At 41.6% G+C, this 11,435-nt stretch carries 11 protein-coding genes; 6 read left to right on the top strand and 5 right to left on the bottom strand.

From position 1 onward, the window contains the following. The first annotated feature begins 250 nt into the window (after positions 1-250). From CAG57_RS02515 to CAG57_RS02525, 3 genes are all read left to right on the top strand, one after another. A complete protein-coding gene (locus tag CAG57_RS02515) occupies positions 251-1,078 on the top strand; it encodes an alkaline phosphatase (protein ID WP_161428233.1) in 828 nt (275 codons plus the stop codon). Positions 1,079-1,141: 63 nt separating this feature from the next. After that, entirely contained in the window at positions 1,142-2,287 is a 1,146-nt protein-coding gene (locus CAG57_RS02520; RefSeq protein WP_161428234.1) for a YibE/F family protein, read from the top strand. Between the two features lie 204 nt (positions 2,288-2,491). Next, a complete protein-coding gene (locus CAG57_RS02525) occupies positions 2,492-2,707 on the top strand; it encodes a hypothetical protein (protein WP_161428235.1) in 216 nt (71 codons plus the stop codon). A gap of 77 nt (positions 2,708-2,784) precedes the next feature. On the opposite strand, the gene CAG57_RS02530 is transcribed toward CAG57_RS02525, so the two are convergent. The 5 genes from CAG57_RS02530 to CAG57_RS02550 form a co-directional block, all read right to left on the bottom strand. Further along, positions 2,785-4,218 (bottom strand): aspartate kinase, encoded by a 1,434-nt coding sequence (locus CAG57_RS02530; RefSeq protein ID WP_099610866.1) that lies wholly within the window; start codon positions 4,216-4,218, stop codon positions 2,785-2,787. Positions 4,219-4,249: 31 nt separating this feature from the next. Beyond that, entirely contained in the window at positions 4,250-4,636 is a 387-nt protein-coding gene (locus CAG57_RS02535) for an ectoine synthase (protein ID WP_161430420.1), read from the bottom strand. Between the two features lie 9 nt (positions 4,637-4,645). Then, the gene (gene ectB / locus CAG57_RS02540) at positions 4,646-5,911 is read right to left on the bottom strand and encodes a diaminobutyrate--2-oxoglutarate transaminase (protein WP_161427377.1); all 1,266 of its coding nucleotides are present in this window, start codon (positions 5,909-5,911) and stop codon (positions 4,646-4,648) included. An 11-nt stretch (positions 5,912-5,922) separates the two neighbouring features. Further along, the gene (ectA, locus tag CAG57_RS02545) at positions 5,923-6,477 is read right to left on the bottom strand and encodes a diaminobutyrate acetyltransferase (RefSeq protein ID WP_202597833.1); all 555 of its coding nucleotides are present in this window, start codon (positions 6,475-6,477) and stop codon (positions 5,923-5,925) included. Positions 6,478-6,982: 505 nt separating this feature from the next. Continuing rightward, positions 6,983-7,564 carry a class I SAM-dependent DNA methyltransferase gene (locus CAG57_RS02550; RefSeq protein ID WP_161427380.1) on the bottom strand — a complete coding sequence of 194 codons (582 nt, stop codon included), beginning with the start codon at positions 7,562-7,564 and terminating at the stop codon, positions 6,983-6,985. A gap of 174 nt (positions 7,565-7,738) precedes the next feature. On the opposite strand from CAG57_RS02550, the gene CAG57_RS02555 reads away from it, so the two are divergent. From CAG57_RS02555 to CAG57_RS02565, 3 genes are all read left to right on the top strand, one after another. Further along, positions 7,739-8,617 carry a LysR family transcriptional regulator gene (locus CAG57_RS02555; protein ID WP_099610871.1) on the top strand — a complete coding sequence of 293 codons (879 nt, stop codon included), beginning with the start codon at positions 7,739-7,741 and terminating at the stop codon, positions 8,615-8,617. Between the two features lie 177 nt (positions 8,618-8,794). Next, on the top strand, positions 8,795-9,694 hold the full coding sequence (locus tag CAG57_RS02560) for a cation diffusion facilitator family transporter (protein WP_161427378.1): 900 nt from the start codon (positions 8,795-8,797) through the stop codon (positions 9,692-9,694). Positions 9,695-10,566: 872 nt separating this feature from the next. Further along, positions 10,567-11,040, top strand: a complete 474-nt coding sequence (locus tag CAG57_RS02565) for a dCMP deaminase family protein (protein ID WP_099610873.1) — start codon at positions 10,567-10,569, stop codon at positions 11,038-11,040. Positions 11,041-11,435 lie beyond the last annotated feature (395 nt).

The following is an 11,435-nucleotide window of genomic DNA, read 5'->3' on the forward strand; positions in this document are numbered from 1 at the left end:
TTTAAGCCCTTGATTTATCAAGGGCTTTTTTCGTTTTAAGACGATCAAATGTCACCTAACACACATAGGTGATACATATGTATTTGATTAAATTGAGCAATAACCTGTTTTATTCACGCATACCTACCTCTGTAATGTTACAAACTTCTCAAGAAGCGCTTTTCTTTTAATTGAGCATAATTGACTTTACCCGTGATCTTATTCACTAAATGTTGCCATCCAAACCTGTTGAAGTGATTGGATTGCGACGATGAAGAAAAATGATTACCGAACTTTTGTCGGTAGTGAATCGGTCGCCAGTTTCCGCGGCTATCACCCCAAAACGGGCGATAAAGTATTTGCCGCGTTTAGCGCCTCACATGTGCCTTATGAAATTGATCGAATTAAAACGAATCACCTCCCATCACTCGCGGAGATGACAGAGAAAGGGATTGATCTCCTCGCAAAGAATAAAGACGGTTTTTTCCTTATGATCGAGGGAGGGCGTATTGACCATGCTTCACACGCCAATGATATTGCCGGCACGATTTTCGATACCCTTGCCTTTGATCAAGCAGTACAAAAAGCGCTCGATTTTTATCACAAAAATCCAGATGACACGTTAGTGATTGTGACCGGCGATCACGAAACCGGTGGTATGGGTATGGGGTTCGGCAAAAATTATTTCATGACTCTCGATAATGTTACCCACGCGAAAGAGTCTATCGAAGACAAACTACAAGGCGTCTATCAGGGTAATCGCTCCGCTTTCTACCAACATATTGCCGCGCAATTTGACTTAAGCACACTCAGCGATGAAGAAAAGTCATTGATTGAAACCGCAATGAACGCCGTTGATAAAAAAGCGCCTAACCTCAAAAATCTTTATGGCGGTTATGATCCCGTGGCTATTGCGGTGGCTCATATTACTTCCAAACGTGCTGGGGTTTATTGGACATCTTATGCCCATACCGCAACACAACTGCCTCTCTCTGCTATCGGGGTTCAGGCAGATAAACTAGGAGGCTTTAAAGACAATACCCAAGTAGCACAAACCATCGCAGAGATCATGCAAGTCAATATTGGCTATCAAGGCTAATGAGCAACACCCGATTGAATGCGGAAGCCAACAGCGCTTCCGTTTTCTTATAAGGAGAAATTCATGCGAGGCATCTATCTGGCCGTTACGGTCTTGCTCTGCTTTGTAGTCTACGAGGGTAGCTACGCTAATAAAAAAACACAACCCGAACACGTTGCCACCGTGCTTGCCTGTGATAATAGCCAACTCACGGTCATTGGCAGTAACCGTATTGGAACACAAATCTTAACCGTGGAGCTGAAAAAGTATCCTGGAAAATCTTATTATGCCTTCAATTTACTTACGGGGACATTGGAATACGATGAATTTTATCAGTCGGGAGATACGATTTTAGTCGCCATACAGCACAATCAAAATGGGCAAGTTCACCATATCAAAGCGCTCTCTCATTATCGGCTACCTTATTTGATGATGTTATTTGCATTTTTTGCAATTGCGCTGCTCACTTATGCCCGTCATATTGGGTTACGAGCACTGCTTTCTTTTGTGGGGTCAGTCTTGATTATTTGGCAACTATTAATTCCGGGATTGGTTGCGGGTTATCCTCCAATACTTATCACGACCGCAACACTTATCGCGTTGAGTGCACTGATTATCTTTTCTATCGCAGGTTGGACCAATAAAGGAAAAGCAGCATTTGCAGGAACCCTTATTGGTTTGATGATCACCGCATTACTTTGCCTAGTATGCGGGCAATTACTCAGACTTGATGGAATGGCACAACCCATGGCACAACTTTTACTATTCGAAACGGGTATGTATCTCAATATGCTTGATGTGCTTTATGCGGCCGTTTTAATCGGTGCTAGCGGCGCGGCCATGGATGTAGCGATGGAAATGGCCGCAACGATGGAAGAGCTCAAACTCACCAATCCAGACATGAATAAAAAACAGCTCCTTCGCTCAGGCTTTAGAGTTGGAAATGCAGTAATTGGTACCATGACAACCACCCTATTACTGGCATACTCGGGTGGTTTTTTGACATTATTAATGTTGTTTATTAGCCGAGAAACCAGCTTAATGCAGATTTTCAATATGAAGTTAATCGCCAGTGAAGTCGCAAGAACATTGATAGGAAGCTTATCACTGGTGATAGTAGCACCATTAACAGCTTGCATCGCTAACAGTATGATGTTTCGTACTCAGTTAGACGGACAAGGCAGCGTTTCAGCGATCACTGGACCAATCACAACTTCACTGAAGGAATAAACGATAAAAACGATGGCGATAGTTCTAGCAATAGCATCGCCCGCGTTTTTTCATGATTTCAGCCACTTTCCCCTTGAACTTCTATTCTTAGCCCCTTATTTATAATGATAAGCGCAAGCGGTGAAAAATAGATAGGATACACCAGCTTTGCTTTGATGATAGATAGAGAAGATCCCGAGTTCTCCTCAATCAGGAGAGGTGAAGATGAATCAATACCCGACAATGCATTTACAAATTACTGAATCAGCCACCAACAACAAGAGTACTCAATGGCCAGCAGCTATGGCTTTTCCACAGCGCTGTCAAGATGTGATTTTTTCCTTGCCTCAGTCTCCCCTGGCAGTGACCCAACCCGTGCGCTGGATCATCCAAGTGGACTTAAGAAAATTAGCACAATGGTTAGCGCCAACCATCCATTAATACCCATTCAAGCCACACGGACTGAAAGAAAAAACAAAACCCCCACAGATCAAAATCCATGGGGGTTTGCTATTCAACTAGGCCGCTTTTACTTTTTTATTGTTTCGTTTACCGCCGTTTTGATCAACGATCAACGCTTGGTGTAACGAACAAATAGCGCTGTTATAATCACTGTCTTCAACGACAAACTGAACGTTGACGTTTCGCATTGAAGAGTGAGCTGCCATAGGATTTACACCAGCTTCGATTAAAGCTTGCATCCCTTTGCCTAATGCAAAATTGGTATTGATTGATGCGCCAATCGCAGAGATTAACGCTACCATTTTTCCAGAAATGGTAGCATTAGGATAACGTTTTTCCGCTTTATACAGCACATGGTTAAGGTTATCGCTCGTGCCACTGAGATAGTAAGTCATTGAGTTTGCATTCATTTCCTTACCCACCAAATGAACTTTCGCCTCAGCAATGATTTCCATCAATTCGTAACTGGCATTATCGACACTGCCAACCATGCTTTGGTCAAACATATGTAAGGCAAAGACTTTATTACGTCCAGCAATGATCTCAACTTTATTTGCTTCTGGTTGATAGTGGTTAGCAATCAACGTTCCTGCATGCTCTGGCTCAAAGGTATTTTTGACGCGAAGTTCAATGCCTTTATTTCTCAATCCAGCAGCAGCATTGGGGTGAATCGCTTCCATGCCTAAGTTAGCCAGTTGATCGGCGACATCAAAGTTAGTCTGCCCCATCGGACTTACTTTTTCCGGCCCAACGACACGAGGGTCAGCAGAACTTAAGTGATACTCTTTGTGAATAATGGCTTGATCGGCCTCGGTCAATACCGCAATCCGGCTAAAGGTCATTTCACTGTAACCACGATCATAGGTTTTCATCAGTCCTTCGTCACAATAAGCATAACCTGTCACAATAGGCAGCTCTGTCGTGACATCAATATCGGCAAAAGCACGCTCAATGACTTCATCAAGCTTGCCTCGCGTCTCTTCATTCCATCCTGACAAATCCACAAATCGGGCATTAATACCCAGCGCTTTTAATTTTAGAGCCGTATTATAGGCGCTGTGCGCTTCCCCAATCGAAGAGAGGAATTCTCTAATCTGCGGTAAATAATGGCGTAGAGAAAACTGTCCATACTGGCAAGTTTGCAAAATATTATTTACACAATTGACCGCTTCTGAGATACGTGAACGGATAAACTTATCGGCCCGCATCCGGCTCATTGGATCGGCAAATAAATTTTCATTGATCATCAGCATGCGCTGTTCAAGCTCATACATGGTTTCTTGCCAGCCTTCATCACGCTTAGCAATCATCTGATAAATGCCTGGTTTACCCGTACGTTTACATTCGAGTAAGGCATCGGTCATCCCTGAATAAGCTGAAACCACAAATACTCGGCCATAAGGATTGTTCGGTTTCAGTAAAATATTATCGAGGACTGCATCAAATGCAGACATCGAAGTACCACCGATTTTTTCTACGGTGTAAGACATGAGGTCTCCTTGTATTAAATACGGATTGATGTTATTCGACGATGGGATAGACGCCATCTTCATCATGGACTTCAGCACCAGTCAACGGTGGGTTGAAGACACACGCCATCACCATATCCGCCCCTTTATAAGCACGTAAGTAATGTTCATCATGCTTATCAAGAATATATAACGTACCTGGTTTGATCGGATACGTTTCTCCGCCAACCACTTCAATTTCCCCTTCCCCGGAAACGCAATACACGGATTCTAAGTGATTTTTATAGTGGATATGTGTCTCGGTGCCTTGGTAAATATTTGTAATATGGAATGAAAAACCCATCTTGTCGTCTTTGAGTAACATACGAACGCTTTCCCACGTTTTTGCCACCACACGACGTTCACTTTGACGACACTCTTCTAATGTTCTAACAATCATGATTTTTCCTTAAGACGCTTTTTGAATAAAATTGGGGGCCACATTTTCAACCGCTTGTTGGAAAATATTTAGACCTTGCTCTAGCTCATCTTCACTGATTGTTAGTGGACAGAAAAATTTCACCACTTCATCATCAGGGCCTGCTGTTTCAATCACCATACCAAGACGAAAACACTCACGAGCCACTTTGTTGGAAATCTCGCCATTTTGACACTCAATGCCTTGCATCAAGCCTCGTCCTTTTAAACGAGTAAATAGGCTTGGGAAGCGACGAAGCGATTGTTGAATCACATTTGTCACTTGTTCAGCACGCGCTTTGATATGGTGCTCGAACTCATCATTCGCCCAATAGGTTTCCAGCGCTTTAGTCGCTGTCACAAATGCATGATTATTGCCACGGAAGGTGCCGTTATGCTCACCCGGTTTCCACGCATCTAGCTCGGGTTTAAATAGAACAATTGCCATCGGTAAGCCATATCCGCCGATTGACTTTGACAGAGTCACAATGTCTGGCTTAATGCCTGCCGGTTCAAAACTAAAGAAGGTTCCGGTACGGCCACACCCAGCCTGAATGTCATCGACAATCATTAAAATGCCATGTGTCTTACATATTTTGGCTAATTTTTGTAACCAACTCTTGGAGGCGGCATTCAGTCCACCTTCACCTTGTACGGTTTCTAGCAACACAGCGGCTGGTTTATCTAATCCCGAAGAGTGATCATTTAGCATTGTTTCAAACAAAGCTAAGCCATCAATATCGGCATAGCCATCATAAGGTAAGCGCGTCACACCTGATAACCCCAAACTGGCACCACCACGGTGATGTTGATTGCCTGTCGCCGCTAATGCACCATAGGTACAACCATGGAAGCCATTGGTGAATGCAACAATGTTAGTACGTCCAGTGACCTTACGGGCCAGCTTCATAGCAGCTTCGACCGCGTTAGTTCCGGTTGGCCCAGTAAACTGAACTTTATAGTCCAAGCCTCGTGGCGAGAAAATCAGGTTTTGCAGTGCTTGTAAAAAGCCTGCTTTCGCCTCTGAGTGCATATCTAAGCCATGCGTAATACCGTCTTTATCAATATAATCAAGCAATGCCTGTTTAAAGATGGCGTTATTGTGGCCATAGTTCAGCGAGCCTGCTCCTGCTAGAAAATCTAAATAGGCATCACCATCTTTGGTATATAGCCAGCTTCCTTTTGCCGTAGAAAATACGACTGGAAAATTATTGGCGTAAGATTGAACGTTTGATTCTTTCTTTTTAAAGATATCCATAGCGATGGGATTTATCCTTGTTGGTTAGTTCGTGAATGTAGCGGAATGCGATATAAATATTCAGTATCATGCTCACCATGAAAATGGCGGGTTTCATCAAGAAACGTTGATACTTCACCGCGTTCGCCATGTGCTCGGTCAAGTTTCTTAAATAGGCTCCAAGAACCTTGATTGTCACGGGTAATGGTGGTTTCCAACACAGTAATGTCACGTAGATCATCACGAGTTAGTAATTCGTTCAGCATATGGAAAGCCAGACCCATACCACGAGCGGTTTGACTCACGGCGACTTGCCAAATGAAGAGTTCATTCGACTTATCCGGCTTGCGATAGGCTGATACAAAACCCACCATCTCTTCGTTACGTTCAGCAACCACACACGTATTGTGAAAGTGTGTCGATTGCAAAAAGTTGCAGTAAGCGGAGTTCTCATCCAGCGGCGAACATTGCGCGATAAGATCATGTACACGCTTTCCATCTGTTCGGTTTGGAGTACGAAACGTCCACTCGTCCTGAGTGTTTTGCATAATTTCTGGGTATGCAACCCAAGGTGATGCTGTCATCATTGTTTGCCACATATTCAATTAGAACTCTAAACAAATTCCTTTTATAAACTAACAGCTGAAAGGATAATTTCAACCCTTTATTGATCACGAAAACCGAAAGATAACATGTAAGAATCTGTTTTTATTAAACAAAAAAATATGAAAAAAAATAAATCAGAGAAGATAAATGATTAGATGTGTAAATGTAATGACAATTATATGAATGAGAAATGACAAATTTATGATGTAACAAAGATCAGGCTTTGCTAGAGTCTGTTGACTCTAACAAGCAGATACCTATATATCCCTTTCTTACTTGAAGATGTAGCGGTATTGGGTATTGGCTACGTTCGTTTACCCCAGTTACATAGGCGATCTATGTCCATGGAATAAACTCACTTACCGCTTATCTACCACTGCAAGTCGCTTAGGTATCGTCATTATGAATCCGTAAAAAGAGAGGAAAACAGATCAACGTACTCAGCCAGAAAAATTTAGCCTGCTGAGTATGATGTAAGAAATACCGTTATTTTTGGCCAAGCCCCATCAGCACGCTTCTAAGGCCTTGAGGTGTCTGAATATCAAAAGCATGAGACACATCGATGCGAGCAAAGCCAGATTGAGTTAAAACATTAACTATCTCTGTTTCACTGAGCCCATATGCTAAATTGCCATGATCAGATAACCAATCCCACACTATAAACTGACCACCTTCATCTAACAGGGTGTAGGCGATGTCGGCAGCATCTTGAAAGTTAGAGATGTAGCCGCAAACAGCAGCGGCAAGCACCAGGTCAAATTGTTTACGAAAAGCCGGATGTTGGGCAACCAGCCCACGACTTAAGTGATCAACCACAGGTTCAACATTAACGAGTTCTTTTTTATCCAGCTCTTCGATCATGGCTTCAGATTTATCCAACGCCACAATATCTTTACACAAAGGGGAGAGATATTGGCTGAGTAACCCAGTACCACAACCGAAATCAAGTATATGCTTACCATCCAATACGGTTATTGTTTGTAGCTGCTGAAAAACATGATAAGAAAAATCAAGGTTGATTGGATCATTTTCCCAATTTGCTGCGTAGTTGTCCCAGTCGTGTACCATCATGGTCTCCGTATTACTTCTTGTAGTTGGGCAATGTGCCAAGATTAAACCAAAATAGCGTAAATTTCATAGCGTTTAAGTACAATTTTCATCAAGAAAATAGGATTTTAACGAAGTTAGTGTCAAAATCTTCGGCCTAACCCTGATCGTCACTTTTCATTTATTGAGAATGCAATGAATCTGTCACAAATAGAAGCATTTTGTACTATCGCGGATACAGGTTCAGTATCCGAAGCCGCTCGTCAGTTGGAATGCAACCGAACTAAACTCAGCATGGCCATTAAGGCTCTGGAAAATGAACTAAAGGTTGAGTTATTTATACGCAGCGGAAACCAAGTTTCTTTATCGGAAGCCGGAAAAGCGATTTATAAGGACTGCCAAAGTTTACTCATCACCGCGACTCGGATTAAACATACCTGCTCCCAGGTTTCCGATGAATTTGCCGCAGAAATGTGGATTGCTCGAGATGACTCATTACCGGAGATACTTTGGCAAGATCTTGCTCACTCTTTAAATAAATTATTTCCTAATACCTCATTTAATATTGTACTTGCATCCAGCGGTGACTTAGCCAACTTAGTCGCGACGCAGCAAGTTGATTTCGCATGTGGGGTTGATTATGAACGTTTAGATGATCCCCGAATTCGTTATCAACCATTAGGAAAAATTCGGATGATGTCAGTGTGTAGTGTCCACCACCCATTGACAAAACTAAAGCCTGTTACTGATGAAGATTTACGAAAATCAATGCAAGCCGTGATGGTCTATCTTAATGAGCAAGATAACTCTAATTTAGAACCGTTTTCTCGTCGTTATATCGGTTTTTCAAGTTTTGAATATATGCTAGGCACCATTTTGACAGAAAGTGCCTGGGGTGTATTACCTGAACCACTGATTCGCCATCATTTACGCGAACAACGATTAACCGTCATCCGTCATACTTATGGGCTAACTCAAGAAGATTATTGCATGTTTACGACCACAGGTGGAGCGGAGAACCCAGCCATGCTTTGGCTTGCTGATAAGCTCAGCGATTATTTATTTGATTTTTAAATCGGTAATAGCAGCCAGCGACAAAATAAATGACGCTAGAAAATTCATCTAATCTATTGTTATATAATGATATTTGATAAACCTTCCCTCTCTCAGCCTCAGTGAGTAGTAAATAACCATTGTATTAACCCTAGTTTGGGCCACAATAGCTATAGTTTTTTATTGGAATAGTGTGTTATGTGTGCCCGAACAAGTTTAAATGAAAATCGTGTATTGACTTTCTCAGCCCTTATTGCCTCTATATTTGCAGGTGGCGGCCTTATTGTTGGTTTACTTGTAGGTTCATTAGTTATTGTTTTTGATGGTGTCTATTCTTTAATCAGTTTACTGTTAACATTATTGTCGCTCATCGCAGCTCGCTCTATTCGAAAACCCTCGGACCATCAATTTCCATTTGGACGAGCATTATTTGAACCGGCGGTGATAGCCATAAAGGGAATCGTGATCTTAATGCTTGTATCCTATTCCTTATATTCAGCGGTCAGCTCCTTGCTCACTGGTGGACGAGAAGTTGATCCATCGATTGCGACCTTATTTGGTGCGATTAATGTCATCGGTTGTGGCTTCGCTTGGTGGTATATGGCCAAGCTAAGCAAACGGTACGCTTCTGGCTTAATCTCCGCAGAAGTCAAACAATGGCAAATGGATACACTACTAAGTGTTGCGGTTACAGCTGGTTTCATTGTTGCGTTAGGCGTAAGTATTTCTCCTTTCTCTCACTATGCTGTTTATGCCGATCCTTTAATGATGCTTGCTATGTCCTTTTATTTCTTAAAAGTACCATATGGGATGGTTAAATCAGCATTACGAGAAATTTTTCTCATGGCTCCTAGCAAGGAGCTTTGTAAAACCGTAGATCAAAGCGTCATCGCTGCAGGCAAAGAATCAGAACAGGATATTGAATTAGCCGGACTGACTAAAGTAGGCCCCGAACTATGGGTCGATATTGATCTTTATCCAGAAGAGGACTGCGGTGTTATTCTTGTTGAAGATATTGAACACACGCGTCGTACGCTTGAAAAGCGTTTATCAAATTTACCGCTGAAATTGCAAATTACCGTCAATGTCACTCGTTAACTGCATAAACCCGCTCATAGCGGGTTTATTTTTAATATTGAGCGCTTACCTTAGGACAACAACAAAAACCGCATTGAAATCACTGGTGTAAAGCCTAAAATAAAGAAAACCCCACTAAGCTTACGCCTAGTGGGGTTCTATTCTTGCTCGCAGCAATCCAGCTACTGATAGGTGCTCCCTGCATCTATTCCTTGATAGTCAGCTAAATCCTTTAGCACAATCCCTTTCATCGCCTTCCTAGCGGTGTCCTGTTCCTGTCGTCCTGACAGCGTTTTTCCTTATTCCATTAAGATCTGCATTAACCTTCCGTAGTAACCATCCTCGTTAGTCGCTTCCAGCTAATGTTGTTCGCTTTCCATGCCGATAATTCATCCTGAATTATCGAATCTTCTTCCTGAAGATGACCAATCCTTGGGCCTTTCCTGTTCCGTGTCTGCTTCCTGCCGACAATTAAACGTTACGTTATCCTAATTTTTCTGCAAGTTAGCGAAAAAATAAAATGACGAAACCTTAAAATAAGCCAAAAAAAATAACATTTAAAACAATCAGTTAAATAACAATCAGTTCATTTCCATTGCTATCAACCACCAATTTCTTACACAATATGTAAGAGATCTCGCACAATATAAATCCTATAATAACCTTTTGTCATTTTTATGATCCACAAGAAACCTTAATGGAGATCTCATTTCTATGCCCTCACTTATACCCAAACCACTTGGAGTTGCAGGTAGGAAGGGGATATCATAATAAAAAGAGTATTCGAATTAGCCACACTAAATTTCTCTAGACTCTATGAATAAAAATACGGATCATGAGCACTTCAGTTACCGATCACATTGCGATTGACTCTTTGTTAAGGAAACCACACCATGATTTCAAAATGGGCACAACGCTTTTACCAAATGGCAGAATTAGTCGGCTCTTGGAGTAAAGACCCATCCACTCAAGTCGGTGCCGTCATAACTAAAAATAATCGTATCGTGTCTGTTGGCTTTAATGGCTATCCACACGGCATTTCAGACAGTGCGAATACCGATGATCGCGATATGAAGTATTTAAAAACCTTACATGCAGAAGAAAATGCTATTTTATTTGCTAAGCGTGATTTAGATGGCTGTGAAATCTATGTCACCCATTTTCCATGCCCGAATTGTGCCGCTAAAATTATCCAAACAGGTATTTCTGCGGTTCATTGCCCGGAGCAATCTGAGGATTTTCTCTCTCGTTGGGGAGATAAAATTAAGGTCAGCCAAGATATGTTTTTACAAGCGGGGGTTAAAGTAAATTGGTTGCCCATTAAAGAGCTTAAACCGATTAGTGACATCCACACATCTCAAGTTTAATGTGATTATTAAACACCACATTGAGTTTGTGCGCTCAATGTGGTTACCTTTTAATCTCGTGCAGTCATTTTATCGAAGTTCTCCTACTCCGTCCCTTTCTTTTTTACCTCCGATTGAATCTCAGTCATTCCTTCAACTTGATTTCTGGTAACTTTCTCAATAAGTCAAAACTTGTATGGTTTTTTCATCTATTTGTTTACTTTTTCAGATTAAAAACAAATTCAAATCACACTTTTGTTGAAGTAATGCATTCATATTTCACTTATTCATAAGATATGACACGTTATTAACACAAAATAAGTCTCTTTTATTAACGTTGTCAATCCCGTAATATGAGCCATGCTTCGCCGATGTCCACTATAAATTACATAAAAAAAAGCAAAAAATAGGGGTAG

It is taken from the genome of Vibrio sp. V30_P3S12P165 (assembly GCF_009904905.1).
Lineage (GTDB): Bacteria > Pseudomonadota > Gammaproteobacteria > Enterobacterales > Vibrionaceae > Vibrio > Vibrio fujianensis.

What these genes read in the sequence shown, in the direction of transcription:
- CAG57_RS02515 (WP_161428233.1), top strand. Translation starts at nt 251, where the DNA reads ATGAAGAAAAATGATTACCGAACTTTTGTCGGTAGTGAATCGGTCGCC.
- CAG57_RS02520 (WP_161428234.1), top strand. Translation starts at nt 1,142, where the DNA reads ATGCGAGGCATCTATCTGGCCGTTACGGTCTTGCTCTGCTTTGTAGTC.
- CAG57_RS02525 (WP_161428235.1), top strand. Translation starts at nt 2,492, where the DNA reads ATGAATCAATACCCGACAATGCATTTACAAATTACTGAATCAGCCACC.
- CAG57_RS02530 (WP_099610866.1), bottom strand. Translation starts at nt 4,218, where the DNA reads ATGTCTTACACCGTAGAAAAAATCGGTGGTACTTCGATGTCTGCATTT.
- CAG57_RS02535 (WP_161430420.1), bottom strand. Translation starts at nt 4,636, where the DNA reads ATGATTGTTAGAACATTAGAAGAGTGTCGTCAAAGTGAACGTCGTGTG.
- ectB (WP_161427377.1), bottom strand. Translation starts at nt 5,911, where the DNA reads ATGGATATCTTTAAAAAGAAAGAATCAAACGTTCAATCTTACGCCAAT.
- ectA (WP_202597833.1), bottom strand. Translation starts at nt 6,477, where the DNA reads ATGATGACAGCATCACCTTGGGTTGCATACCCAGAAATTATGCAAAAC.
- CAG57_RS02550 (WP_161427380.1), bottom strand. Translation starts at nt 7,564, where the DNA reads ATGGTACACGACTGGGACAACTACGCAGCAAATTGGGAAAATGATCCA.
- CAG57_RS02555 (WP_099610871.1), top strand. Translation starts at nt 7,739, where the DNA reads ATGAATCTGTCACAAATAGAAGCATTTTGTACTATCGCGGATACAGGT.
- CAG57_RS02560 (WP_161427378.1), top strand. Translation starts at nt 8,795, where the DNA reads ATGTGTGCCCGAACAAGTTTAAATGAAAATCGTGTATTGACTTTCTCA.
- CAG57_RS02565 (WP_099610873.1), top strand. Translation starts at nt 10,567, where the DNA reads ATGATTTCAAAATGGGCACAACGCTTTTACCAAATGGCAGAATTAGTC.